This window comes from Spartobacteria bacterium UBA695 (assembly GCA_002298145.1).
Classification (GTDB): Bacteria; Verrucomicrobiota; Verrucomicrobiia; order Chthoniobacterales; family Chthoniobacteraceae; genus UBA695.
Genome location: DBMP01000029.1, coordinates 177916 through 201489 on the forward strand (window position 1 = coordinate 177916; position 23574 = coordinate 201489).

At 59.7% G+C, this 23574-nt stretch carries 30 protein-coding genes and 2 tRNA genes; 28 read left to right on the forward strand and 4 right to left on the reverse strand.

The window, feature by feature from the left end; all coding sequences use genetic code 11:
* Positions 1-4 precede the first annotated feature (4 nt).
* The 10 genes from B2828_RS17095 to B2828_RS17140 all read left to right on the forward strand — a co-directional run bounded on the left by B2828_RS17095 (position 5) and on the right by B2828_RS17140 (position 4129).
* A complete protein-coding gene (locus B2828_RS17095; protein ID WP_479634988.1) occupies positions 5-247 on the forward strand; it encodes a hypothetical protein in 243 nt (80 codons plus the stop codon).
* 1 nt (position 248) lies between these two features.
* Positions 249-323, forward strand: a tRNA-Met gene (locus B2828_RS17100).
* A gap of 54 nt (positions 324-377) precedes the next feature.
* Positions 378-752 (forward strand): hypothetical protein, encoded by a 375-nt coding sequence (locus tag B2828_RS17105; RefSeq protein ID WP_479634989.1) that lies wholly within the window; start codon positions 378-380, stop codon positions 750-752.
* Between the two features lie 45 nt (positions 753-797).
* Positions 798-1082: a hypothetical protein gene (locus B2828_RS17110; RefSeq protein ID WP_479634990.1), complete on the forward strand. Its 285-nt coding sequence runs from the start codon at positions 798-800 to the stop codon at positions 1080-1082.
* Positions 1079-1285: a hypothetical protein gene (locus B2828_RS17115; RefSeq protein WP_479634991.1), complete on the forward strand. Its 207-nt coding sequence runs from the start codon at positions 1079-1081 to the stop codon at positions 1283-1285. Before B2828_RS17110 ends, B2828_RS17115 begins: the two co-directional genes overlap by 4 nt.
* A complete protein-coding gene (locus B2828_RS17120; RefSeq protein WP_479634992.1) occupies positions 1282-1710 on the forward strand; it encodes a hypothetical protein in 429 nt (142 codons plus the stop codon). Before B2828_RS17115 ends, B2828_RS17120 begins: the two co-directional genes overlap by 4 nt.
* Positions 1711-1800: 90 nt before the next feature.
* Entirely contained in the window at positions 1801-2145 is a 345-nt protein-coding gene (locus B2828_RS17125; protein WP_479634993.1) for a hypothetical protein, read from the forward strand.
* A 49-nt stretch (positions 2146-2194) separates the two neighbouring features.
* Positions 2195-2635, forward strand: coding sequence for a hypothetical protein (locus B2828_RS17130; RefSeq protein WP_479634994.1), 441 nt, complete (start codon positions 2195-2197; stop codon positions 2633-2635).
* Positions 2632-3105 carry a hypothetical protein gene (locus B2828_RS17135; RefSeq protein ID WP_479634995.1) on the forward strand — a complete coding sequence of 158 codons (474 nt, stop codon included), beginning with the start codon at positions 2632-2634 and terminating at the stop codon, positions 3103-3105. Before B2828_RS17130 ends, B2828_RS17135 begins: the two co-directional genes overlap by 4 nt.
* Before the next feature lie 232 nt (positions 3106-3337).
* Complete coding sequence (locus B2828_RS17140) at positions 3338-4129, forward strand: hypothetical protein (protein WP_479634996.1); 792 nt, start codon at positions 3338-3340, stop codon at positions 4127-4129.
* Here the strand turns inward: B2828_RS17140 and B2828_RS17145 are convergent.
* A complete protein-coding gene (locus tag B2828_RS17145) occupies positions 4103-4270 on the reverse strand; it encodes a hypothetical protein (protein ID WP_479634997.1) in 168 nt (55 codons plus the stop codon). The genes B2828_RS17140 and B2828_RS17145 overlap by 27 nt on opposite strands.
* 12 nt (positions 4271-4282) lie before the next feature.
* On the opposite strand from B2828_RS17145, the gene B2828_RS17150 reads away from it, so the two are divergent.
* The 16 genes from B2828_RS17150 (at position 4283) to B2828_RS17225 (ending at position 18837) form a co-directional block, all read left to right on the forward strand.
* Positions 4283-6559 carry a hypothetical protein gene (locus B2828_RS17150; protein ID WP_479634998.1) on the forward strand — a complete coding sequence of 759 codons (2277 nt, stop codon included), beginning with the start codon at positions 4283-4285 and terminating at the stop codon, positions 6557-6559.
* 17 nt (positions 6560-6576) lie between these two features.
* Positions 6577-7308 (forward strand): hypothetical protein, encoded by a 732-nt coding sequence (locus B2828_RS17155; RefSeq protein WP_479634999.1) that lies wholly within the window; start codon positions 6577-6579, stop codon positions 7306-7308.
* Positions 7309-7881 (forward strand): hypothetical protein, encoded by a 573-nt coding sequence (locus tag B2828_RS17160; protein WP_479635000.1) that lies wholly within the window; start codon positions 7309-7311, stop codon positions 7879-7881. It begins immediately after the preceding gene.
* Entirely contained in the window at positions 7878-8858 is a 981-nt protein-coding gene (locus B2828_RS17165) for a hypothetical protein (protein ID WP_479635001.1), read from the forward strand. The genes B2828_RS17160 and B2828_RS17165 overlap by 4 nt, the downstream gene beginning before the upstream one ends.
* Entirely contained in the window at positions 8858-9034 is a 177-nt protein-coding gene (locus tag B2828_RS17170; RefSeq protein WP_479635002.1) for a hypothetical protein, read from the forward strand. Before B2828_RS17165 ends, B2828_RS17170 begins: the two co-directional genes overlap by 1 nt.
* Complete coding sequence (locus tag B2828_RS17175; RefSeq protein WP_479635003.1) at positions 9031-11403, forward strand: hypothetical protein; 2373 nt, start codon at positions 9031-9033, stop codon at positions 11401-11403. Before B2828_RS17170 ends, B2828_RS17175 begins: the two co-directional genes overlap by 4 nt.
* Before the next feature lie 3 nt (positions 11404-11406).
* On the forward strand, positions 11407-13263 hold the full coding sequence (locus tag B2828_RS17180; protein ID WP_479635004.1) for a putative Ig domain-containing protein: 1857 nt from the start codon (positions 11407-11409) through the stop codon (positions 13261-13263).
* A gap of 16 nt (positions 13264-13279) precedes the next feature.
* Positions 13280-14134 carry a hypothetical protein gene (locus tag B2828_RS17185; RefSeq protein ID WP_479635005.1) on the forward strand — a complete coding sequence of 285 codons (855 nt, stop codon included), beginning with the start codon at positions 13280-13282 and terminating at the stop codon, positions 14132-14134.
* On the forward strand, positions 14131-15336 hold the full coding sequence (locus B2828_RS17190; RefSeq protein WP_479635006.1) for a hypothetical protein: 1206 nt from the start codon (positions 14131-14133) through the stop codon (positions 15334-15336). Before B2828_RS17185 ends, B2828_RS17190 begins: the two co-directional genes overlap by 4 nt.
* An 11-nt stretch (positions 15337-15347) precedes the next feature.
* Positions 15348-15608 (forward strand): hypothetical protein, encoded by a 261-nt coding sequence (locus tag B2828_RS17195; RefSeq protein ID WP_479635007.1) that lies wholly within the window; start codon positions 15348-15350, stop codon positions 15606-15608.
* A 19-nt stretch (positions 15609-15627) separates the two neighbouring features.
* Positions 15628-15840: a hypothetical protein gene (locus B2828_RS17200; protein WP_479635008.1), complete on the forward strand. Its 213-nt coding sequence runs from the start codon at positions 15628-15630 to the stop codon at positions 15838-15840.
* A 42-nt stretch (positions 15841-15882) separates the two neighbouring features.
* A complete protein-coding gene (locus B2828_RS17205) occupies positions 15883-16416 on the forward strand; it encodes a hypothetical protein (RefSeq protein WP_479635009.1) in 534 nt (177 codons plus the stop codon).
* A 119-nt stretch (positions 16417-16535) separates the two neighbouring features.
* Entirely contained in the window at positions 16536-16859 is a 324-nt protein-coding gene (locus B2828_RS17210) for a hypothetical protein (protein ID WP_479635010.1), read from the forward strand.
* The gene (locus B2828_RS17215; protein ID WP_479635011.1) at positions 16856-17344 is read left to right on the forward strand and encodes an RlpA-like double-psi beta-barrel domain-containing protein; all 489 of its coding nucleotides are present in this window, start codon (positions 16856-16858) and stop codon (positions 17342-17344) included. Before B2828_RS17210 ends, B2828_RS17215 begins: the two co-directional genes overlap by 4 nt.
* 9 nt (positions 17345-17353) lie before the next feature.
* Positions 17354-18010 (forward strand): lysozyme family protein, encoded by a 657-nt coding sequence (locus tag B2828_RS17220; RefSeq protein WP_479635012.1) that lies wholly within the window; start codon positions 17354-17356, stop codon positions 18008-18010.
* Positions 18011-18036: 26 nt separating this feature from the next.
* On the forward strand, positions 18037-18837 hold the full coding sequence (locus B2828_RS17225) for a DNA adenine methylase (RefSeq protein ID WP_479635013.1): 801 nt from the start codon (positions 18037-18039) through the stop codon (positions 18835-18837).
* Positions 18838-19068: 231 nt separating this feature from the next.
* Here the strand turns inward: B2828_RS17225 and B2828_RS17230 are convergent.
* A tRNA-Leu gene (locus B2828_RS17230) sits at positions 19069-19152 on the reverse strand.
* A 116-nt stretch (positions 19153-19268) separates the two neighbouring features.
* On the opposite strand from B2828_RS17230, the gene B2828_RS17235 reads away from it, so the two are divergent.
* A complete protein-coding gene (locus tag B2828_RS17235) occupies positions 19269-20036 on the forward strand; it encodes a PHP-associated domain-containing protein (protein ID WP_479635014.1) in 768 nt (255 codons plus the stop codon).
* A gap of 35 nt (positions 20037-20071) precedes the next feature.
* Positions 20072-20497 (forward strand): hypothetical protein, encoded by a 426-nt coding sequence (locus B2828_RS17240; protein ID WP_479635015.1) that lies wholly within the window; start codon positions 20072-20074, stop codon positions 20495-20497.
* On the opposite strand, the gene B2828_RS17245 is transcribed toward B2828_RS17240, so the two are convergent.
* Positions 20494-21642, reverse strand: a complete 1149-nt coding sequence (locus B2828_RS17245) for a serine hydrolase domain-containing protein (RefSeq protein WP_479635016.1) — start codon at positions 21640-21642, stop codon at positions 20494-20496. The two genes, B2828_RS17240 and B2828_RS17245, sit on opposite strands and share 4 nt — an antisense overlap.
* A gap of 7 nt (positions 21643-21649) precedes the next feature.
* Positions 21650-23479, reverse strand: a complete 1830-nt coding sequence (gene pepF / locus B2828_RS17250; RefSeq protein WP_479635017.1) for an oligoendopeptidase F — start codon at positions 23477-23479, stop codon at positions 21650-21652.
* Between the last annotated feature and the right edge of the window lie 95 nt (positions 23480-23574).

Below are 23574 nucleotides of genomic sequence, written 5' to 3' on the forward strand. Positions count from 1 at the left end.
CACTATGACTTCCGCCATCACCCTCGCCCGCCCGCACGGCTCCCAGAAATGGGAAACCATCAAGGGACCTGAGGCCCCGCTCCCCGCGCAGATCGTTGCGTTCCGTGAGTTCCAGGGCCTCCGGACGCATCCCCGGTTTGCCGAGGTGCAGCTCTGGGTCAGCAACGAGGGCATCGCCAAAAAGCGGATCCTCCAGCCCGAGGCCGAACCGGAAAAGGAAAAGTCCGGCGGCAAGAAAAAGTCTTAATCGCGGAGTGGCGCAGCGGTAGCGCGTCGGGCCCATAACCCGAAGGTCGCCGGTTCAAATCCGGCCTCCGCAACCAATTTGAGCCCGGGCAAGGATCGCCTGGGCTCTTCCATTTTTCACCACAAACGACATGCCAAAAATCAACATCCCCACACTCATCGCCGAGGGCGCATCCATCAAGGCCCGGGTGAAAGCAGACGCGGCCCGTCTCAAAGAAATCGAGGCCGAACTCATCCGCCAGGGCGCGGGCAAACATGAAGGCGACAACGGTGCCTCGTGCACCGTGATTATCGGCGCGGCGGCAATCAAACTCCCCAAAGACGCAGTGGACAAGGTTCGCGAGCTGCTCGGCGAGGAGCATTTCAAGACCCTCTTCGACCGCACCGTCGGCTATGCGCCCGTGAAAGGTTTCCGCGACGTGGCCGCCGCTGTCCTCACCGAGGCCAAGGCCCGCAAGATCATCGCGCTTTGCGAAACGCCGGCGTCTCCCTACGTCAAATGGTAAACCGCCATGGCCGCCGGTATTAATCTTCTCAGCCGTGGGATTGGTATGATCCAGAAAGCCTTCGGCACCGAGCAGGTGACCATCGAGGGCTTCCCGTCGCCGATCACCGTCGACTGGAATGACCTCGGCCGCACGGAACAGATCATCATGCAGGGCAAGCGCGTCAGCTTCTCGGCCACGCTCGACGCCACGGCCAATCAATTCCCGCATTCGCCGGTGCAGGGCCAGCGCGTCACGCGCCTCAAAACGGGCGCCGTCTTCCGCATTACCGGCCCGATCCACGCCGACGGCCTCACCTACCGCTTCATCCTCGACTCCGTCAACAAATGATCGCCACCGAACCATTGAAGCCGCTGTATATGTTCGGCAACGTGAAAAACGACAGTCAGCGCATCCGTTTCGACCGCTCCGTGTATGAGCCGATCATTCGGGACGGCGATTTTGCAAAAGCCAGGCACCGCAGGACGGGCAAGTATTACGCGATCGTCACGGCCAACGATCAATGGTACATCGGAATTGAGGTACTGCCATGAATGACCCCCTCCTCGCCCGCGCCATCGCAAAAATGCTCGCCGCATCCCCCGAGTTGGCGGGTGTGAACGTCTACGGCCACCTGGAAAAAATCGTGGATGGGGAGCCCGAGGGCTCCGAGGAAATCGAGTTCCCGGCCGTCCTCATCGATGCGAAAAGCACGCCGCTCACCGGCTCGGCCAGCGTAGCCATGGCCACCGTCAATGTGATCGTCGATAGCCAGGCCGACGATGACGGCGCCGCCGTCCACAACCCGCGCCAGGCGTTCGTCGTTGAGAGAATGGCCGATCGCAACGCCCTCGCCGACGCGTTGGCCTCCGAGGGCCTCCAGCTCCTCGGTCCCCCGGCGCCGACGTCGTCTGACCCCGATATCGAGGCCCGGGCGTTGCGCGGCGTTTTCGCATACAAGATCGGTTACGCATCGTAAGCGTCTGAAAATCAGGCTAACAATCCGAAAATATTTTCGGATTTGGGTGGGCCTCCTCTCTGAGAATCGTTGACATGCGGCCCGGGAGATATGGCCGACTCCGCCACTTCCGTCACCTTTGGTATTTCCCGCGTCACGGGCACGTTTATCCAGTCCGTCGAGACCACGGCGAAAATCGAGACGAAGGTCCTCAAAAACAGCAAGGGCCAGTCTGCCTTGATCAACACCTATGACCCGACCACATCAGGAAGCGTCAAGGGCCATGGCGCGCTCGCACTGGCCCCGGGGATTGGCGATCCCGGCGTGTCCGGTCTCGGCACCGGTGGCGTTTCCGTTATCGAAGAAGTGAAAAACACCGAGGGCAACGAAGAGTTCGCCGGGTGGGATTACAACTTCAAGTACTTCCCGAACGGCACCGCACTGGTCGCCAGCTAATTTCGGCCGATTCCCGGCCTGATCCTAAAATCCACACCCAAAATCACTCATGAAAAAAGGCGACCGAATCGTCTCCATCATCGACGTCAACGCGAACCCGCTCTCCTCGCCGAACTCCGACATGGTTTCGGCGTTGCTGACGCTCGGGATCCCGTTAAACCCCGAATTCGGCATCCGCGATTACCGCGAGGTCATCGATGGCAAACCCACGCGCACCGTCGTCTGGACGCTGGAGGCCACCTCGCGGGAGGGAACCTACGACACCGCAACGCTCATCGAGAACTGGAAAGACCCCAAATGGTGCGCGGAGAATTCCGACCATCCCTTGGTCTATATCAAGCGGGCGTTTGAAAACCATCACCGCATGGTAGAGCACATCAAGACCTCCGTCCCGATCGCCATGGTGCGCAAGGGCAAGCACATCGCGCTCATCCCCTATGACGCGCGTCCGGAGGAAAAGAAACGTCTCCTCGATCTCCTCGAAAAATGAGCGACCCAACTCCCATCGATCAGGCCGAGCACGACCGCTTGGCAAGCCTCGCCTTCCTCACCCCGGATGCGTCGGAAGTGGGGAAACTCACGCTGCGGCCCTTTTCGGCTGCCACCATGGCCATGATGCGCCAGACGCGCAACGAATGGCTCAAGCGCGTTCCGCTTGACGAGATGGAGAACGCCGACTTTGCCACCCTCGCCTGGCTCTATATCCAGGGCGCGCCGGAAAACGAAGTGCGCCGCACCATCTGGAACGAAACGCTCTTCCGTGAATCGGTCCTGAAATGGGCCTCCGAACCGAACGAAAAAGGCGAACCGCGTATCTCCAGCGAAGATCTCGCGGAAACCAAAGTGCAGATCGCCTTCGCGCTGGACTTGATCCACGCCGCCCAGGTCGAGGTAAAGGAAAAGCCGGACGATCCGAGTGCGCCCCCGTCGAGCGCCCCCGAGCCGCCCCCAAACTCCTAGAGCCAGCGGCGGAAGCGGTTCGCATCCGCGCGCTGGCCAAGACCACCCACTGGACCGAGCGGTATATCTTTTGGGAACTCCCTTATTGGCGGTACCTGCACTATCTCCACGCCGAGCTGCGCGCCAATGACAACTGGACGGTGCCCGTCGGTTGTGGAGAGCCCAAGTTTGCCCCGCCTGCGGATCAGCTCGCCGCCATCGAGGCGGCGGATTGGACAACGGAGGAATAGCCATGGATGTCACGCTCAAGATCGACACCACGGATTTCAAACACTCGCTCCAGCGCTTCGCCCTCTATTCGAAAAAGGACGGCGCCACGGTCCTTTGCGATGCCACACGCAGTTTCCTGCGCCGCGCGATCGCGCTGACGCCACCCAGCAATGGCAAATCGGATTCCGAATCGCGCAAGCGTGGCGAAATGGCCATCGACCGGGATCTCCAAAGCGTTTTCGTGGCCAAGCCGCGCAGCGAGTTGGAGACTCTGATCGACATCTTCGGCAAGGAGCATGTGCGCCGGGCTCTCACGAAAAAGGACGGCACCGTCTGGCTCGTCGATTACGACATCATCGAGCTGAATGAATCGGCCATGGAGCCCTTCCACAAAGCCAAGCGGCTCGCGGAGGGCCACGGCCGGGTTTCCCAGGCCGGGCGGCGCTCGCAGGATATCGGCCGCTGGAAGGCAGACAACTACATGTGGGTGCCCAAAGAGAACCTCGAATCCTACAAGCGCAAGCTCTACAAGCGCGTCGGCGCGCTGGCCGCCGGGTGGAACCCCGCCGCGCTCAGCCCAAAAATCGGCCTGCGCGTTCCCGCGTGGATCCGCCGCCATGGCGACAAATACGGCGCGATCTGGATCCGCCTGGATACCGGGAACATGAGCATCGTTGTCGTCAACAACTACCACGGCAGCGTGCGAGGGCTCCAGTCGCAGATCAACCAGGCGTTGGCCTGGACGGGCCGGGATCTGGATCGCCGGGTGGATTATTACCTCGCGAAATCAGCGCGCAGCGCAGGCTTTCATTAACCCGCCGATGAGCGTGATCGCAACCACCGCCAGAAAAGCGCCGGGGCCCTTGATGAAGAGCGCGGCAAGAAACGGAAGCGCCAGCCAGCCGAGCACGGCCAGCGCGCATCCGATGAGAAAACCTCTGATTGCGACTGACATCACGTAAGAACTATGGGCCAAATCCGCGCCGATCTCAACCTGAATTGCGATAAGTTCCTCGCCGCCATCCGAACGGTCGACAACGCCGTCGAGCACCTGGAGCACAATATCGTCGGCTTCGTGGCCGGGTTCAAAGGCCTGCAAATCGCAGGGGAAGCGATCGAGTCACAGTTCGAGCACCTAAAACAGAGCTTGGAACTGGGGGCCACCCTGAGGGAAGTGAGCCTCAACACAAACCAGACGGTTTCGGACGTGATGCTCCTGCGCCAGGTCTTTGAAAATTCCGGCATGGGGGCAGAATTTGCCGAGCAGGCCATTTTCAACCTTAATAAATCGCTCGCCGGCGTGAACGAGGCCGGGGAGCCGACCAAGGGCGTTTTTGAAAAACTGGGCCTTTCCATCCAGGCCCTGCGGAGCCTCTCCACCGTCGACCAGTTGAAAATGCTGGGCGAGGCGTTCCGTAACATCGAGAACCCCGCCGATCGCGCCCGGGCGGCCGCCGACCTCTTCGGCAAGTCCGGGAAGCGCATGATGCAGATCTTCGGCGAGCCGGAGGCCTTCGCGATCGCCGCGACCCAAATCGGCGGCTTGGGCGAAACCATGGAGGCTAACGCCAAGGTGTTCAAAGAGATCGAGGATGAGATGGGCGCGCTCAATCTCAAGGCCCAGCAGCTTTGGGCCGGGATCGCGCAGGGTTCCGCCGGTGAACTCAAGGAAACCTTGGAATCGCTCCGGAGCGCAGATCTATCCGAGCTTGGCGAAAGCATCGGCGGCGTCATCACCAACGCGCTTCATCTCGCGAAAGTGCTTTGGGAAATTCGGCCCATCCTGATCGGCATCGGCGCCGCCATGGCGGCCAATACCATTGCAAGCTCTCGGTGGGGCGAAATCGTCCGGAATGCCACCCGGGAGGCCATTGGCGGCTTCGGGGGCCTCAATGCCGCAGTCAATACCTTCTCGGCCTGCCTGGTGCGATCGGAAGGGGCCATGGCCAAGCTCGCGTTTACGGGCCGGGTAGCCTTTGCGTCGCTTGCGGCCGGCGCGAAAGCTTTGTATACGGCCCTCGGCCCCATCGGCTGGGGCATCATGCTCGGTACCGCCGCAATGCAGGCCATCCATGGCCGCGCCGATAGGATTAACAACGCCTCGAGTGCGGTAAAATCAATCGGAGAGGAAAAAACCAGCCAGGCGCGGCAGAATTTTGCGGAGATGAACCACGTCTCTTCGGAAGGGGAGCGGGCCACCATGGCCGAAAAGCTGGCCAAGCAGCTCGAAGAAGTCCACGAAAAGATCCGCCAGGTCAATGAGGATTTCTCAGACGAAAAGGGATTCGACGACGCGGGCCGGGCGCGTATTACCGAGGAATATGAAGCGCAGGCCCATGCGATAGAGCTGCAAGAGCGTTCCCTTGGGCATATTCCACAAGCGTTGCTCGATGCCCGCGCCGCCGCTAAGCATGAGGCCGAGGCTCTCGAGGAGGCGCGTAAAAAAGCCGAGCAGCTCACGGAGGAAGTCGCCAAGGGCCGCCAGCAGATGGAGTCCGACATAGCCAAGGCCTCATTCGACGAACTCACCCCGCAACAGCAAAAAGATAAAACGCTCTCCGACGTCGGAGCCAGCAGCGCCGAGGACATTGAGCAGGAGTTGGAGCAGCTCGACAAAGTCATTGAGCTCAACAACGAGCAAGGTAAGCAGAGCGACCGCGAACTTGAGCGGCAAATGAAGCTCATCGAGGCCCGGCGCGCTTTGATCGGCATCGAGAAGGCGATTAAAAAAGAACGCGAGGACCAGGAGCAAAAGGACCAGGCCGCCAAGGAGAAAAAGCAAAAGCAGGATGCCCGCTACAACGATTTCGAGCGCGATTGGAAGCTTGAGGTTGCCAAAACCCAGGCCGAGATTCGCGGCGATGACGCCGGTGTTAAGCGCATCGAGCATCAGCAGCGTGTGAACCGCTATGAAAAAGAGGCCATCGACGTAGGCGAGGATCCAGCGCTGGCGCATAAAATGGCCGAGGCCAGGGCGACGGCCGACGATACCCTCGCTGCAAAAAAGGAAGCCGATAAGGAAAAGAGCGCTCCTCAATATGCCGTCGGCCATTTACGTTCGATCGGCGGCGGTGGCGTGGGCTTTGGCGCGAGCGATCCACTCCTGCGGGAATCCCAGCGCCAAAGCCAAGCGCTGCGCGATCAGCTCACTGCCATTAACAGGACCAATTCGCTGCTTGAGTCGCTTAAAACGGCCCCCCCGTCCCAGCGAAACCCCGTCTTCGGCTCAGGGTATGGTTATTGACAAGGCCGGGGAGGGATATGCCCAATATCCTTCCTTTCATTTCCATTGGGGCCAACGGGGGCTGGGATCGAAATGGGATCACCCGGATAAACGTTCCCGTTTACGTCGCCAATCTCGCCGATGTTATCAACCTGAACACAGGCGCGATTGCCAAACAACTCGGCATTTCATTCCCCTGCATCGGCGCGCCATTCCAGCAGACTGAGGATGGCAATTACATGGTGACCTGCCAATTCGAAGGCCCGGGATCATCGATCGGCTCAGATGACAATATTACCTTCGAGCTCGATACGACGATGTCGGAGGACCCCATCGAGTCTCACCCAAACTTCGCGGCGATTGCCGACAAATATGGCTGGAACGCCACGGAAAAGGCGTTTCAAATCAACATGCCAGGCACCCAGAAAACCACGGTTGCCCTGAAAAACGGCACTTCGCTTGATAAGGCTACCAACCCTCTTTACGGCGTTCAGAGCTTCCTCGCCTTCGGTTGTGTTTTTCGAAAGACCTACGCGTCGAAAACCATTCCATCGAATATTTTTGAGAGTGTTGGCTCCATTGTTAGCGCACCGCCTTCAATAGGGCAGTTTGCGCTTCCCACGGCTCCCACAAAACGGAACTGGCTCAAGATGTCACCCAAGTTGCGGCGCCGCGGATCGGTGGTCGAGGTCACCGAAGAATGGATGTTGTCGGGGCCCGGCGGCTGGAATGCCGACGTCTATGCGAAAGGCCAGCTCGAGGGAACCTAAATGGACGATCTCCCTTCACTCCTGGTCAAGGAAGGCGACGAGCTCACGCCCAAACTTTGGGACGGCCTGGCCCGCGCGGTGCGCAGCGCGCGCATCCTCTTCGGCGACGGCATCCGTGGGCGACGGCTCCCGGACGGAACCCTCCTTTCCTGCTCGTACTGGTCCCCGTGGCCGCATCCCTTCAAGGTGGCGATCGCCGGGGCTGACGCTACGGTAAGCAAAGGCACCATGGGGGGAACAGAGGTGACCTTGGGCGGCGTTCCCATCAGCGGAACCTCTTCTAAACCCCAGCCAATCCTGGATCTCTCCTCGCCAAAATACAACGAAGACGGCATGGGCTGGATAGCCATCGAGGTAATGATCGATTCGTCCACCTACAAGCAGACTTCAGCCGAGCTGGTACAAGTATCATCGCTTAGCGGCGTCGGGCAATATGCCGCCCGGCATCCCATCGGGCTTCTCGTGAGACAAGACTCCGGCGGTTTCTCCTTTTTCCAGATCGCCTATTTCAACCTTCAGCACGTCGCGTATCGGGGCACCGGAGTCACGCGGCATTTCTTCTGGCCCGCATGAACCTCTTTCGGCCTCCAGCGGATTTGTGGAATGACTGGGTACGCAAAGTGATGAAGGCCCGCGCGCTCCCGGGGTTTGGCGTGCAGACCTTCGTCACGCCCGAGGGTACTATCGTGCGCGCAAACCCAGGCGCAACGTTTCTGCACCCGTGGAAAATCACCACCAGTTGGGATACCACCACCGCTGCATGGCAAATGGTCGTACGCCCGGGCTTCGTAGATGGCCTTCCGCCAAAGATCAATGGGACGTTCATCACGGACGCTGACATGCCTGTCCTCACGGCCTATTGGCGCAACCCGCTGGAAGGGTCCATTGGGGTTTCCGACGATGGAGCGTTCTACACCGCAACGAGCGAGGGATACCCAAAGTTCTTCGAGACCTTGGGCGTGCGCACGGCGGCCCAGGACAGCCGAAGTGCCACCTATGACCCCAGCGCCTCCTGGCGCACCCGGGAACTGCGAGCCTGCGACATCATACTATCCACCCCGCGCGTCGGGACGATCGTCGATCTTACCATTTCCTCGTCCGATTCCGGGAGCACCATCACCGGCGGCACGGCCACGTGGGGCGATACCAGCAACATCGGCAAGGAGTTCAAACTCTACTCGAGCGAAAAATGGACTCAGCAAGCCGAGCCAACGGCCCTGGAATGGATGCTCGGAACCTACGTCGAGCCTACCGTCGATGAAATCAAGCTCGCCACGGTCTACGCAGTCTCGCCGCCTGATCCCGAGGATGGAGCGGAACCGGACTCTACCTGGGTTCTCTACACTAAATATTTTGCGTTTTGGAATTTCGTCTACTCGACCCAGCGACCGCGCAACCGAGTTAATTACAACAACATCACATTGAAGACCGGAATCCCGCTCGCCGATGAGATCGGCAACGGGATGTTGTCCGTCGACAACGATACCGCCCAGGAAATACAGAACTTCTACAACGCCACCAGCTTCAAGGGAAAATTTTACAACGCATAATGAGTCTCGATACGCTCCAAAACCGCTGGGAAAAAGAGGCGACCGCCAACGCCGCTTATGCCGCCGAGGCAATCTTGAACCCGTCATTTCCTTTCACCGTCGTCGCATTCGATCCCGCGGCCTTCGGCCTCAACCTGGATCCTGAAATTGACAGCACGGACGGGGCATCGACATGACACCCAAAATCCCGCTCTATGCCGACGTCCAAAAACGCCAGCTCGCCAGCGCCGATGGAAGCTCGCTAAGCCTGCCTTTGCTTACCCTTGGCGACACGGTCCTTTTCTCGCTGCACGCCCTCGACCGCAGTTCGTCCAACACCGTCACCGTCGCGGATTTGAACGTTCGGACGCTGCGCGCCTCAATCGGAACGGTGATGACCGCCCCCGACTCCGGCACGTTCACGCTCGGGTTTGTCAATGGCTCCGAATCCGGCCAGCTCTGCCCCACCTCTACCGTCGCCGCGCTCAAGACCGCCATCGCCGCGCTTGCGGAATGCGCCCCGGGGGGCAAATACCAGATCCTCGACGCCAAACCGGGTTCGGAAAATGGCTGCTGGATTTTGCAATTCAATTTCGCGGGCGAAGTGCCGATCGCCGCCATCACCAACAAGCTTTCGCCGGTCGCCTTCGTTCGCGTGCGGGCCTTCCAGGACAACGATACCTGGTTCCACGAGCTGCGGCTCATCAACGCGCCCCTGGTCTTCACCGGGACCCATGAGCGCGTGCTACCCGAGGCCCCGAGCATCCGCCGGATCCGCGCCGGCGTAGGCGCGCCACCCGAGGACTCCGACGGCGGCCAGAATGAAATCCAGGCCATCAAAGTTCCCGAGGAATTTTCCGGTACCTATTACGTTCAATTCGGGTTCAAACGCTCGACACTCCTGGGTACCCAGGCGACCACCGACGACATCGCGACGGCGCTCAATGGCATGTACAGTGACGGCGCCACCCGGTTCTCGGTCACCAACCCTGAGGACAACAACGCCTATGTCGAATTCATCGGCAAGCTGGCCAAAGCGCCCCAGGAGCTGATGACGATCTCCGTGCAATCGTTCTCCCAGGGCGAGATCCAGTTCACGCTGGATCTCAACAATGCGCGCCTGGCCGATACCCTGCGCAATCAAGCCCAGGTCGCGTTAAAATTCGAGGTCGAGGCCGAGGTGGTCGACAACGCCGACGAAATTTCGGACGCAACCATAACGGGCCGCATCATCACGCTATTCTCAGCGGACGTCACCATCGCCCGGGAGCAGATCTGGGAGGAGTTGAACACCGTTCCCGACATCAACTGGGAGAACCCGCCTCAGCCGAAAGACTACATCCCCTTTACCCGCGATCAGATTTTCCAGGGTCTCATGAATTACATCGCGGTCCTGGGCGACGGGGTCAACCGCTCGTTTGTTTTAAACCACAATCTCGGTTCCGACGCGCTCGCCGTTTCGCTGCGCCAGAATGCCTCCGGTGGCCGCCTGCTCAACCTCGACGAATATACTGTTACCTTCCCCACCGCCAATCAGGCGGAAATCACGCTGCCAGCTACGGCCGATATCCCCGCGCAAAACTCGCTCGCGGTCCTCTTAATAAGCCCGTTCACCGTCAACGCTTTCAAGGCCCACACGCAAACCATCGCGTCAATCGAGGGTCTGGAGGATCGTCTCCAGGCGCTGGAAAACCGCGTGACGACCCTTGAGTCCTATATTCCTACAGCCACGATCGCATCTTCCTCTTCCGAGACTTCGCTGAACATTGGCATCCCGGCAAAATCCGAGGTGCTCTTCTACAACCCCACGAAGCTCGACCTCACCGCGCTCCCCATCCGGCCGCCGCTGCTTTTGCCCGCGATCAGCGCTGCCGCCGCTACGGCGCTTCCGACCTCGCTCACCGACGCCACCGGGATGGATACCGTATGGCTATCCGAAGCGCGCCGGCTTATTCCCGGATTCGGTCGCATCCCGGCCTCCTACGTCGAGGCGAACGGCTATATCGGCAACGATGGGCGCATCCTCTACCCCGTCAACAAAGACGCGGCAAATGACAATACGTACTATCCCGCCGCATTTGAGCGCACCCTCTTCGAATTCCAGATCGACGAATACCAACTCCTTCCGGGCAAAACCCTCACCGTCCAATTCGGCCTGGCGCTGCAACTCCTCAGGGCGAGCTGCGAAGCCCAGTGGGTCCTGGTGATCGAGCACGGGGTTCCCGTGGACCAGGCGACCCCTGCAACCCAGGGAGCTAACCTCCAGTCGATTGCCTGGGCGAATAAACCGCTCCTCACCCAGCGGCTCTTCGTCACGCCGCTGCAGATGATCCACTCCTTCGGGTGCAACGTTTACCGGTCGGCCAGCGGGCTCACGGCAAACAAGATCAGCTACGGTGCATCGAGCGTAGCCGATTCCGTCCCCGCCTCGCCTAACTTCATCTTGCGGGCTCGGCTCATCCAGTTCGACACGCGTAACAACGTCCACAACGCCATGGGCTGGCTATATTACGCGGTAGGAGACACCACAAAGACGACCGGCGACGCCACGGCAACCATCGCGTAACCTATGAATATTAACGTCACCAAAGGGGTTTCTTACAACAACGTGATTCCTCCGGAGGATTCCGTTCATCAGTGCGTCTCCTATACAGGCGAGCTTCCGCCCGGAATGAGTCTTTCGTTTTCATTGTGGAATGCCGTGCTCTCGGGCACACCGACCACGGAAGGAGGAGGTGTTTATAGTTTTCTCATCCACGAGGCGACCACCGATACTAGCAAAGCGGAGGGCACTATTCCCGTTACCGTCACCGTCAACGACCCGTCCAAGCTACAGCCTCCGGTGATTTCATGCTTAGGAGCAGCGTCAAACTCCAACGGGGGAACCTATTCGGCTCCCGCCGGAGCAATTAATCTGTCGTTTACTGTTACCAATCAGGATGCGTACGGTTCATGGGGCTATTCGCTTCCATCTGGGATTAATCCTGGAACCAATAACGGTCCCTCCGCACCATTCCCGGTAGGGGGTACCCTGACAGCGGGCATATACAATCTGGTTGTAACCTATTACAACCATGCCTTCTCAAACGGGACCGTCCAATCGGCTGCGTATAATCTTACCCTGACGGTTACGCCTGCCTTACCGGTTATCACGCTGTCCTCCAACGCCACAACCTCCGGCTATGTTGGAAAATCAATTTCGGCGCAATGCTCGGTGCAGACCAACGCGGGCACCGTTACCTGGAGCGCCATCAATCTTCCCCCCGGGCTGAGCATCAACTCCGCTAGCGGGTTGATTACCGGGACGCCGGCGACGGCCGGGCTCTACGCCACAAAGGTCACGGCTACCAATGCCACGGGCTCGGGCACGATGGAGGTTGATTTCGTCATCACCGCCGCCACCGGCGCACCTGTCATTTCATGCGTGGGAGCCACCGCAACGGAAAATGGGGGCACGCTCACCACGACTGCCGGAACCATAAACCTCCAGTTTTTAGCTACCAACGGGGGCGCGAGTTGGTCCGGATCATTTCCGACCGGCCTTTCGATAAACGCCAATTATGGGGCCGTGAGCGGCAGCCTCGCCGTGGGCAGCTATACAATCCTCGCCACCTGCACCAACACTACCTACTCGGGCGGCACGACGCAGAACGCGCAGTATCTGCTCTCCCTGACGGTTTCCCCCGCCGTTCCCGTTATTTCGCTGGCAGATTCATCGAGTCTAAACGTCACCGCGGGCACGGCCGTTTCCGCCCAGTTTTCGATCCAATCCACCGCGGGAACCGTCACATGGAGCGCCACAAGCCTTCCCGTGGGCTGCACCATCAACCCCACAACGGGGCGCGTCAGCGGAACGCCAACCGTTTCCGGAACCTTCAACACTGTCATCACCGCCACCAATTCCGCTGGATCATCCACGTTCAACGCCTCGTTTGTAGTCGCCTCCACGAGCACCTCCGTTTCGGCTCCCTACCAATTCCTGCTGGACGATCCGACACTTACCAGCGTGCTCGTCGAAACGCAGACCGGCGCCGTCACCTTCGGGCGCTCCCGTCCCTATAAGGCTGGAGACAAGGCTCTCCTGGCCGTGGTGTTTTTGCAGGCAGGCGTCACGATCGCGCCTCCCGAAAAGGTCGGAATCTCCGTTTTGGCAAATAACCAATTCGGCACCGATCCAATCCTCACCCCGGACGCACCGCAATTCAAAGCCGCCGCCAACGATCAACCGGCCTACCTGCTGATCGGCATCAATCTTGATTCAGATGCCCTAATGGCCGAGCTGCAAAGCCTCATCGATGCCGGCGGTTCCGCCGTCACGCTTACCGTCATGTCCGACCTGCGCTGGAAAAACTCCGACGGCGTGCAGATCACCACCGACACCTTCACCTTCGCGGTCCAGCCGGCCGTGACAGCCCAGCAGCCTTGACAGTCGCCCCTGAATTATGCGGATCCTCGTAAATCTCGACACGCACGAAGTCACGACGACGCCCTCCACCTTAAAATTCAAGGGGGCGTCATTCGAGCCCGTGCAGATTGGATTTTCCAATACGGGCGGCTCTCCACTGCTCATTTCAACCCTGGAAATCGAGTTTGCCATCACCAGCTCCGGAACAGCCCTGGCGTATACCAACACCTTTTCGCCCGGTTCCAGCAATTACTACGCGGGGTTTTTGGATTGCTCCGGAAACTCGCTCGTCACCCTCCTGGCTGCGACCAACGGCAGTCCGAGCAAACTCAGCGCCGAGGTCGCCTGGATTATCGAGGGCAGGCAATTCCGCAGCCAGACGTTTTCCGTCACCGTCGAAAAAGCGGAGATCCCCGACGGCGTAGCCTCCTCGGCCGATCCGTCCCTCTACCCGCCAGCCGCGGATCTTTACCGCAAGAGCGTCGACGTCGCTAGCCAGGCCGAGGCCAATGCCGGTACGGATGGACTCAAGCTTATCACGCCAGCGACGCTCGCCGGGGCGATCAAGGCGGCCATCCTGGGTCTCGTCAACGGCGCTCCAGCGCAGCTCGACACCCTCAAGGAAATCGCCGACCAGCTCACCAGCGACGAAAGTATCGCCGCCGCGCTTACGGCTTCCCTGTCAGCTAAGGCCCCACTGGACAGCGCAGCGCTCACCGGAACGCCGACGGCACCGACAGCGGCTCTAGGCACCAATTCAACCCAGCTCGCCACCACCGCCTTTGTTTCGGCGGCCGTAACCGCCGTGGCTCAAACCGGTTTGACCGCTGACTACGCCGACGGTGACAGAACCCTCCATTTCGAAAACGGCATCCTCAAATCCTACGAATGAAACCGCATCTCTTAGCCATCCTCCTCCTTCTGCCAGTATTGGTTTTTGGGGCACCCCTCACGATCAATACCAATTCGATCACGAGCGCCACGAGCGCAGTCTCCTGGTTGTCGTTTACCCGCAACGGCAATATGATCACCCTTTCGGCAATCGACGTTCCCTATTCCCAAAGTGCGGGCACCGCCGCCATGCTCTCAGGGACCATCACGTCGGCCCAGGTCACTGGCCTTGCACCAGTGGCCTACACGGGCGCATACAGCGCGCTCACCGGGCTGCCTACGATCCCGACCAATACCAATCAGCTAACCAACGGCTCCGGGTATATTTCCTCTTCTGGTACAGCATCGACGATTTCCGGGACTATTCCACTCCAGAAGGTTTCTGGAGCACTGGCGGCCAACGGTGGCACGGCAACAGGCTTGACTCTTACCGGCGTCACTAACGCCAGCGGGACAATATCGGGCAACTATATCCGCAGCGGCACAACCACGGCCGGCGTCTATCAAGGGCCCGTGATCAACTCCCCTACGGGCATCACTGCGTCTGACGTAGGAGCCTACAGCTCCGGATCGTCGGATTTGCGGTACGGTTATCCACAGTTATCCACAACCAACTCTATCATTGGCGGCTACAAAAACGTGGTGCAATACTGGTTCCGGGGGGCGCAAGCACTTACCTGTGGTACGACTTATATTATCAACCCCGGATCATGGTCTATGGTCAACAATCCTACCGGGTTTTTCCGTTTCGGCGCTATTTCGTCCACATATGCGACGTTCAGTGCAATGGGATACGTTGGTTATTATGCTAACTCGCTAGGGTTAGACACTGGCAATGTTGTGTTTTGTTCCAGTAATAATTACTACAACCTGAGCGGCAGCCTCACCGTGAATGCTGGTGACGTAATTACAGGCAACGTTACAGGTGGCAGGGTCGTCATAGCTGCCGCTGGCACTGGGTTAGGCGCAATATCCACCATGTCCACGGGATCAACGGGCGCTATATTGTCATCTGCGGACACCAACGTACTACTTAATGGCACCTCCACGGGTCTATCGGTTTCGTCATCCCGGTTTGGGCAGGTATCTACGTCCAAAGTTCTGATTTGGATGGATACGACCAATGGCTATTGGCGACTGTTGGTGACAGGTACAACCAACCTAGTGAGGTCGCAATGGGAGTTTGTAACAGACGGCCTTTAACCAATAAAATTATGAAATATTTACAGATTGACGCCTACGGGGTTGCAACGGAGGTCACTAGCGACACGCCTGGTGCATACCCATTTGAGGATGCGGATGCCGACGCGCGAGTCGCCGCGAATTATAAAATCGAACGCCGGAACGCATACCCCCCTCTCGGAGATCAGCTTGATGCGTTGTGGCACGCAATGGACGGCGGCGCGCTGGCTAAGGTCGAACCTTTTTATTCGGAAATTTTGGCTGTTAAGAACAGGTATCCGAAGCCGGAATAATTGACAGCCCGCCGGAACCGTGAAGCTGATTTTGGACCTTTGTGACCGGCACCCTTTTGGAATGGGGATGATTGGAATTGGCGGTGGCCTCTCGGCCAGCGCCATTTCCTTTTTGCAGCAATTGGATCTCGTGATTCGCGTGGCCGGTGGCTTCGTCGCGCTGCTGGTGGGCATCACCGTGCTGATTTTGCAAATCCCAAAAGCGGTTGCTCAGGTCCGGAAGTGGCTTTGACACAGCGTCGGCGGTGTAAGCCACATAAGCCAATCAACCGCCATGAATATCAAACGCCTTTTCCCCATCGCCGCCATTGCCGCGCTCATCGCCTCGTTCGGCGCATGCGCTAATATTAAATCCGCCGCCACCAAAGCCGCCACGGCCGTGGAAACCTGGTGGAAAAGCGAGGCCACGCAAAAGGGTCTCCAAATCGGTCTTAAGGCCGCGGAATCCGCCCTGGTGGCCGCCGCCGAAACGGCGGGGCCGGATTACCTTGATGACGGCAACGTCCATTGGACCGCCGTCGCCAAAGCGGCCGCCGCCAACGCCGCCCGAAGCATCGAGCTGACCAGCACCGCCTCCGATACCACCAAAGCGGCCGTCACGGTCGCCAACGCCGTAGCGCAAGCCACCGGCGATTCTGCCGCGGCCGAAACCGTCAAGACCGCCGTAATCTCTGGCCTCACGGCCGCATCGAATTCCGGAGCCGACGCCTCGGGCGCGCTGGAAGGCATCGCCCAGGCCATCGAGGGCAAGACCGCCACAGCGGCCACCTCTTCCACCACCACGGCGCTCTCGACGTCGGGAAAGTAACCTGGCTCGGGATCCTCGGCGATTTCAGCATCTCGGTGGATTCTAACCCCGAGCGGCTTGATCCGGAGGGAAAACCCGAGCGCACATTCTGGATCAAATTTTCAACCGAGTTCTGAACCATGAAACAGTTTTTCATCACCAAGATCCTGAAATACTTCCGAGGCAGGATCGCAGCCAAGGTAAACCGGCTCATCATCCTGCTGGTCTTCCTGGCCCTGGCTCATATTCCGTGGTTCGCCCACATCTGCCTTCTCTTCCAGATCCCGCCCGACGCGTTGGCGGGGGCAGCATGGGCGGCGCTCCTCGAGGGCCTGCACTGGCTCCGTGATTCGTACCCGCAGACCGGCGACTACATCAACCCGGTCATCGAGGGCATCGAGGAAACCGGCAAACCCGAGATCAGTAATACCGCCGTCGAGGCCCAGCCCGTCAATAAGCCATGAGCTGGTGGACCGCAATCCGCAACCTCTTCCAGAAAACCGTGAGCAAGCCCGGATGGAATTTTGAAGTCCTCATCGACGGAGATGACTTGGTCGTCAACAATACCGCGGCCACGTGGTTTGGCGGCGACAACGATTCCCAGGACAACGGCCTCACGGCCTCGGGCGTTCACACCGCTGGGAACCCGCAATGTATGGGCTGCGCGCTACCCGTAATCGTCCGGGACGCGGAGGGGAAGCTCATGGTCTCGACCTATGATTCCCCGCTGGCCGTCGAGCCCCACATCCCGTGGAAAACCCAGGTGAAAGTGACGCGCGCCGGCGTCTCCATCACCGTCCCCCTGATCGACAACGGCCCCACGAAAAGCTCCGGACACGGCATCGACCTCACCCAGGCCGCCTTCCGCGCCCTGGGGGTTCCTCTCCGCTCCGGAGTCGCCCTGGTGAGTTATCGCGTCATCGGCGGCGCGAAATACCTCAATGCCTAGCCCAAAATTATGTTCCCCCGCGACGCCCTCGAGTTGATTTTCCGCTTTGAACCACTCTGCCAGCCGGGCAACTGGCTCGGGGGAATCCATGGGATTACGATCGGCTACGGCTACGACCTGGGCACCAAAACGGCCCACCAGTTCGTGAGAGACTGGAATGGGCTGCTGACCGCAACCCAGCTTGGCCGGCTATTGGCCGTTGTCGGCGTATGCGGCACGCGAGCCGCGGAGGCCGCACCGCTCCTCAAGGATATCGAGATCCAGGCCGAATCCGCCCAGGTCGTCTGGGTCCTGACCGAGCTGACCCAGCTCGAGCGCGCCGTCGCGGCCGTTTTTCCCGGCGTGGAATATTTCCCGGACCTTGCCCGGGGCGCCCTGGTCTCCCTGGTGCAGAGCCGGGGCACGCGCCTGGACGGCGCCCGCCGCGAAGAGATGCGGGAGATCCGTGACGAGATCGAAAAATGCGCGAAGACACATGGCATCGGTTACGGGACCAGGTGTCATATCGCGGCCCACCTGGTCCGGTGCATGAAAGGCCATTTTCCGCTACCAAGAGGCGTGCAAGCGCGCCTTCGCCGCGACGCCGAAGCCGAGCTGCTGGAGCGCGCCGCAAAAGTTTTTATGAACACCAACCCAGCGCCGGAGGAGCTTATGCCTCTCCAATAGAAGCCGAAATCCGAATCAAACCCGCGGTGAGCTGGCCGGGAGGAAAGTCCCGGTTGCTCAAACATATTATTCCCCTTATTCCCGAGCATCAATGCTACGTGGAGCCCTTTGGAGGGGGCCTCGCCGTATTCCTCGCCAAAAAGAGATCTCCCCTTGAAGTAATCAACGATCTCAACGGGGACTTGGTCAATTTTTACAGGTGCGTTCGGTTCCACTCCGAAACCTTGCTCACCGAAATAGAGTTTGTCCTAAATAGCAGGGAAGAATTCTACGATTTCAGGACACAGCTCGGCCTGACGGATATTCAACGCGCAGCGCGCTGGTTTTATCGCAACAAGACGTGCTTTGGAGGCTGCGATATGCGTTCCTTTGGCACCTCTGCGGTCTCGGGCGGCGGCGCGGCGCTGGGATCCCGAGCGGCTCGAATGGAGACCATACGAGCCCTCAATGTGCGCTTGGATCGCACGTGCATCGAGCACGTGGATTGGGAAAAGTGTGTGGATCTCTACGACCGAACAGGGACATTCTTCTTTTTCGATCCGCCGTACATTGAGTGCTGTGACACCAGTTATGCCGCATGGAAGCCCGAAGACGTGAAACGGCTTAAGGCACGGCTCGCTCAGCTCAAAGGCAAGTGGGTGGTAACGCTAAACGACTCGCCTACCGTCCGGGCGATTTTTGAAGGGTGTGACCTAACCCCGGTGGAGCGAGCCAAGGGAATCAACAATCGGAACCCTAAGAGCCGGAAATACCGGGAGCTGATTATTCGGCCCAAGGATCTTTCCGTTCCACCTCCGGGAGAATGCAATCCGCCCCCCGCTTTTTGAGGGCACGTTTGGCGGCGTCAAAGACCATCACCCGGATCAGACCTTCGGCTTTTATCAAGTGCACGTAGGGCCGAAGGTCGATGACTGTTCCACGGATTTTGCCGGTTTCGAGTTGTAGCTGATCCAACCAGCGCGAAGCCTCTTCCTGAGCGGCTTTCCAAGACATTGATTCGAATTTGTCGCAGATTTGTCGCAGATTTTGGCTTAAAACCCGCGAGGGCTGATAAAAAGTGGTGCTCGGGGCGGGACTTGAACCCGCATGCCTTGCGGCATACGCCCCTCAAACGTACGTGTCTGCCATTTCACCACCCGAGCTTCACCGTTAATTGGTGGGCCGGTATTTCTATCATGCATTTCCCTTGGTGCAAGCGCGTTTTTTCTTTTTTTTCCCCTCTTGAGAAAAATCCCCTTTCACACCAGACTACCCCCGAATGATTTCCCGCGGCCACGAAGAAGACGCTCGTCCATCCCCCTCTCCTGAAAAGGGTTGGATCAAGGCCGACTTCCACCTTCACACCGCCGAAGACCCCAAGGACCTCATCACCTACTCCGCCCGCGACCTCCTCCACCGGGCCCACACCCTCGGCTTCCACGCGCTCGCCATTACCCTACACGACGCGGTGCTGGAGGACTCCTCCCTTTCCGAAACCGCCATCAACCTCGGCATCCGGCTCATTCCTGGCGCGGAATTGCGCCTGGAAGGGGCCGACGTGGTCGTTTTAAACCTCAGCAAGAAGGAAGCAGCGGAAATCCACAAATTGAGCGACCTGGCCGCCTTCCGCCAGCGCCGGGGAAAATCAGCCCTCATCATCGCTCCCCACCCCTTTTACGTCCTCGGCGGTTCCATGGGCGAGCGCCTACTAGAGTACATCGACGTTTTCGACGCCGTGGAGGTCTGCCACTTTCACACAGCCTGGTTCAACCGAAACCGCCGCGCCATCGAAATAGCCGAAGCGTTCAAAAAGCCGCTCGTCGCCACCTCCGACGCCCATCGCTTCCACGGATTCGGTCGGCATTACACCCTCATTGAGGCCGATCCCGACGCGGGCGTGGAAGGCATTTTCGAGGCCATCCGCAACCACTGCGTCAAACCGGTCAGCCCCGACATGACCAACGCGCAACTGGCCAAGCAGCTCTGGTGCATGTTCGTCACCGACAAATGGAACCAGTGGCAGGCCCGCCGTGCGAAACGGGGTTGACAGCGGCGTATTCAAACCGAATTCTCCCAGGACCTATGACGCATCCGTTTTGGACGAACCCGCTCGTTTACACATTCGGCCCCGCCGCAGTCACTTTTCTCATCGCCACGGCCTGCGCACGGGCCCGTTTTTCCGCGCCGCGCAACCTCAAGCTCGCTCTGGACGCGCTCGTATTGCTCCTCCTGGCGCTGCCTAATGTTTTAGCCAGCGCGCCCAACCTTGCATACCTTGCTATTTTCGAACAAGTGGCCATCTTTCCCATCTTCTACGTCTGCGCCGTGATCGGATTCTCCAAAGTGGATCGGGAAACCTTGGATGCCGTCCGACTTCAGGGCTTGGGCTTGTGCGGCAGCTTCTGGCGCATCTTTTTCCCGGCCGCGCGAGGCTGGATTCTTTGTGGCCTCGGCGTGGCCTTCTTACGCCAGGCTCTCAATATTCTGGTGCTGAAACCTATTTTCTAGGCATAAACCGCCTCAACCAGCCCGAGCGCCTTCTCCGTCGGCATCACGCCCACGTCCATCTGGTTCATCACGTAGGCAAAGGCAATCCCGTTCTCCGGATCGCCAAAAGCATGGCTACCGCCCGCCCCGGGCTGCCCAAAGGCCCGCGTTGAGGGGCCAAAAAGATTCCGCAACTTCTTGCCGGATGCGTCCACCGGATCGTGCATAAACCCGGCCGCAAAAGCCGTGGGGCGCAGCAACACGCGGTCATTGCCATTCGTCAGCACGTTCAGCATCGGCTCGATATTCTCGAAATAGCGCACCCCCTCCAGTTCGCCGCCGCTCGCCAGCATCGCGTAGAACTTCGCAATCGAATGCGCCGTGCCGATCCCCCCAAAAGCCGGGAGCGAAGCCATGCGCGCCTCCGCCGTGTTCATCGCCGCCGGGCCGTGCAGCCCCTTGGGCGAGATAAAAGCCCGCTCCGTAAGAGTCCCCTTGGTCGCCAGCGCGTTGTAAAAATCCGGATTCCGCTTCGGAGTGCTGATTTTCGGCGCGAACACCGACGCCACGCTCTCGACCTTCTCCCGAGGCAGGCCGATCCAGAAATCGAGCCCCATAGGCACCGCAAAATGCGTCTGCCAATAGTGCCCGAGCGTCACTCCAGGCGTCCCCTCAATGCGCCGAAACAGCTCCTCCAGCAGCGAGCCGAACGTGCGCGGATGGTAGCCGTGCTCCAGCCCCGGCGTCCAGTTGGGCACCTGCAATTCGATCGACTTGACCACCGCCGCATGGTCGAGCACTGGCGCGGGCCGGTCGAGCGCCGCCAGCCCGGCCTGATGGGAAAGCGCCTCGCCGATGGTAATACGCGCCTTGCCCGACTGCGCGAACTCCGGCCAGAACTCCGCCACGGGCGTTGAAAGCGGCACCTGGTCGCGCGCCATCACGTGGAGGATGCAGGAGGCCGCCAGCGGCTTCGTGCACGACCAGACGAGCACAGGAGTCTGCGCCGTCCAAGATTTGACGCGCTTGCGGTCGGCATAGCCCCCGGCGAGCGAGATCACCTCGCGCCCATGTTCCCAGACCGAGAGCGAAGCGCCGAGCTCCCCCCGGCGCTCGAAATTCTCCCGAAACCGGGCTTCGATCCGCGCGAAATTTTCCGCCTTCATTCCCTCCTTACGCCCCCAGCAGCTCCTCAAGCTCGGCCACGCGCCGCGCGAAGAGATCGAGCGTCTTCTGGACCGGCTTGGGGCTCGACATATCGACCCCGGCTGCCGCCAGCGTGGGCAGCGGGAACTTCGAGCCGCCGCTCTTGAGGAACCCGAGGTAGGGCCCCGTCTCGCCCGTGGTGAGAACGTTCTCGGCCAGGCTGACCGCCGCCGAAAGCCCCGTGGCATACTTGTAGACGTAGAACGCGCCGTAGAAATGGGGAATGCGCAGGCACTCCAGATCGAGCTGCGGATCGAGCGTAAAGCCGGGCCCAAAGTAATCCATCAGCAACCCATGGTAAACCGCCTTGATCGAGTCGAGCGTAAGGGCCTCACCGCGCTCCTCCATTTCGTGGACGATTTTCTCGAACTCGGCGAACATCGTCTGCCGGTAGACCGTCCCGCGAATGTCGTCGATCTGCCGATTGATGATGTAGGCCCGCATCTTCGGGTCATCCGTCGTATTCAGGAAATGGTGCGTGAGCAGGTCCTCGTTAAAAGTGGACGCCACCTCGGCCAGGAAGATCGGGTAATCGTAGGTCTGGAAAGGCTGGTTTTGTTGCGAGTACCAGGTGTGCATCGAGTGCCCGCCTTCGTGCGCCAGCGTGTAGACGTCCGAGAAAACGTCCGCCTTGTAGTTCATCATGATGAAGGGCGGGTTCCCGTAGCTGCTCGACGAAAATGCCCCCGAGCGCTTGCCCTTGTTCTCGTAACGGTCGCTCCAGCGGCCATGGCGCAGCCCCTCTTCGAGCACCTTGCAGTAGTCGCCCCCCAACGGCGCGAGCCCGGCGATCACCTTGTCGATGGCCTCGTCGTAGGGAATGTGCGTGGCGATGTCGCCCACCATCGGCACATAGGTATCGTAGTGGTGAATCTCATTAAGCCCCAGCACCTTGCGACGCAGCTCGTAGTAGCGGAAGAGCGGCTCGAAGTTGGCGCGAACGGTGGAAATCAGGTTATCGTAAACCGACACCGGCACATCGTCGTAGAAAAGCGCCGCCTCGCGGGCCGAGCTGAAATTGCGCGCCCGGGCGGAAAAGACATCCGCCTTCACGGAGTTGGAATACGTCGAAGCCAGCGTGTACTGATGATCGCCAAACTCCTCGTAAAACCGGTGGAAAGCCGCCTTGCGCACCTCCGGGTCGCGCTGCACGAGGAACGACGAGAACGAGCTTTGGCTCAGCTCCCGCTCCTCGCCCTGGTCGTCGACGAGCGAGCCGAACTTCATGTCGACATTGGTGAGCTGGTCAAAGGTGTCGCGGTGGCCATGGAGCGCCGAGGACCCAAGCGCAAGGAGGCGCTCTTCGGCACTGGAAAGCGTGTGCGGCTTCAGCCGACGCAGCTTGCGAAGCGGAATCTGCCATTCGGCCAGCAGCGGATCGGCCACGTAACGCTCGAAAGTAGCGTCATCGAGCGCCTGGATCTCAGGCAGAACGAACGCCGTCCCCTCGCCGATCAGCGTCAGCAAATTTTGCAGCACCCCCTCGCGCTCCAGATTGGCAAAATCCGAGGCATCCTCCGCGCAACGGAGCATCGCGTAGTGGCCGAGGTGTTCGATCTTCTGATTCAGGACCTTATCGAACTCAAGAAGCTCGCGAAGCGTCTGAGCCGATTCCCCGACCCGCCCCTTGAAACCCGAAACTGCGGGCCAGCGAGCCTGGAGCTCGGCAAAATCGGCCTGCCACGCCTCGTCATTTGGGTAAAGAACCGTCAGGTCCCAGGTATCTTCGAGAGGCACCTCGTTACGCGCTGGAATCCGTCCCCCGCCCGCTTCACTGCTTTGGAGAAAAATGTTCATGGCTTTTGCGCGAGTCTAGCGGCCCGCCCGTTGGGTGAAAAGGAAATAGGGATTCCACGCGCACGAAGCGGGGCCAAAAAAGCCTCCTTCCCAGG

Bases quoted from the DNA above. Each gene is read 5' to 3' on its own strand.
- B2828_RS17095 (WP_479634988.1), top strand. From the start codon at position 5: ATGACTTCCGCCATCACCCTCGCCCGCCCGCACGGCTCCCAGAAATGG.
- B2828_RS17105 (WP_479634989.1), top strand. From the start codon at position 378: ATGCCAAAAATCAACATCCCCACACTCATCGCCGAGGGCGCATCCATC.
- B2828_RS17130 (WP_479634994.1), top strand. From the start codon at position 2,195: ATGAAAAAAGGCGACCGAATCGTCTCCATCATCGACGTCAACGCGAAC.
- B2828_RS17185 (WP_479635005.1), top strand. From the start codon at position 13,280: ATGCGGATCCTCGTAAATCTCGACACGCACGAAGTCACGACGACGCCC.
- B2828_RS17160 (WP_479635000.1), top strand. From the start codon at position 7,309: ATGGACGATCTCCCTTCACTCCTGGTCAAGGAAGGCGACGAGCTCACG.
- pepF (WP_479635017.1), bottom strand. From the start codon at position 23,479: ATGAACATTTTTCTCCAAAGCAGTGAAGCGGGCGGGGGACGGATTCCA.
- B2828_RS17190 (WP_479635006.1), top strand. From the start codon at position 14,131: ATGAAACCGCATCTCTTAGCCATCCTCCTCCTTCTGCCAGTATTGGTT.
- B2828_RS17220 (WP_479635012.1), top strand. From the start codon at position 17,354: ATGTTCCCCCGCGACGCCCTCGAGTTGATTTTCCGCTTTGAACCACTC.
- B2828_RS17150 (WP_479634998.1), top strand. From the start codon at position 4,283: ATGGGCCAAATCCGCGCCGATCTCAACCTGAATTGCGATAAGTTCCTC.
- B2828_RS17165 (WP_479635001.1), top strand. From the start codon at position 7,878: ATGAACCTCTTTCGGCCTCCAGCGGATTTGTGGAATGACTGGGTACGC.
- B2828_RS17120 (WP_479634992.1), top strand. From the start codon at position 1,282: ATGAATGACCCCCTCCTCGCCCGCGCCATCGCAAAAATGCTCGCCGCA.
- B2828_RS17170 (WP_479635002.1), top strand. From the start codon at position 8,858: ATGAGTCTCGATACGCTCCAAAACCGCTGGGAAAAAGAGGCGACCGCC.
- B2828_RS17145 (WP_479634997.1), bottom strand. From the start codon at position 4,270: ATGTCAGTCGCAATCAGAGGTTTTCTCATCGGATGCGCGCTGGCCGTG.
- B2828_RS17235 (WP_479635014.1), top strand. From the start codon at position 19,269: ATGATTTCCCGCGGCCACGAAGAAGACGCTCGTCCATCCCCCTCTCCT.
- B2828_RS17195 (WP_479635007.1), top strand. From the start codon at position 15,348: ATGAAATATTTACAGATTGACGCCTACGGGGTTGCAACGGAGGTCACT.
- B2828_RS17155 (WP_479634999.1), top strand. From the start codon at position 6,577: ATGCCCAATATCCTTCCTTTCATTTCCATTGGGGCCAACGGGGGCTGG.
- B2828_RS17125 (WP_479634993.1), top strand. From the start codon at position 1,801: ATGGCCGACTCCGCCACTTCCGTCACCTTTGGTATTTCCCGCGTCACG.
- B2828_RS17180 (WP_479635004.1), top strand. From the start codon at position 11,407: ATGAATATTAACGTCACCAAAGGGGTTTCTTACAACAACGTGATTCCT.
- B2828_RS17210 (WP_479635010.1), top strand. From the start codon at position 16,536: ATGAAACAGTTTTTCATCACCAAGATCCTGAAATACTTCCGAGGCAGG.
- B2828_RS17135 (WP_479634995.1), top strand. From the start codon at position 2,632: ATGAGCGACCCAACTCCCATCGATCAGGCCGAGCACGACCGCTTGGCA.
- B2828_RS17240 (WP_479635015.1), top strand. From the start codon at position 20,072: ATGACGCATCCGTTTTGGACGAACCCGCTCGTTTACACATTCGGCCCC.
- B2828_RS17175 (WP_479635003.1), top strand. From the start codon at position 9,031: ATGACACCCAAAATCCCGCTCTATGCCGACGTCCAAAAACGCCAGCTC.
- B2828_RS17115 (WP_479634991.1), top strand. From the start codon at position 1,079: ATGATCGCCACCGAACCATTGAAGCCGCTGTATATGTTCGGCAACGTG.
- B2828_RS17245 (WP_479635016.1), bottom strand. From the start codon at position 21,642: ATGAAGGCGGAAAATTTCGCGCGGATCGAAGCCCGGTTTCGGGAGAAT.
- B2828_RS17215 (WP_479635011.1), top strand. From the start codon at position 16,856: ATGAGCTGGTGGACCGCAATCCGCAACCTCTTCCAGAAAACCGTGAGC.
- B2828_RS17110 (WP_479634990.1), top strand. From the start codon at position 798: ATGATCCAGAAAGCCTTCGGCACCGAGCAGGTGACCATCGAGGGCTTC.
- B2828_RS17205 (WP_479635009.1), top strand. From the start codon at position 15,883: ATGAATATCAAACGCCTTTTCCCCATCGCCGCCATTGCCGCGCTCATC.
- B2828_RS17140 (WP_479634996.1), top strand. From the start codon at position 3,338: ATGGATGTCACGCTCAAGATCGACACCACGGATTTCAAACACTCGCTC.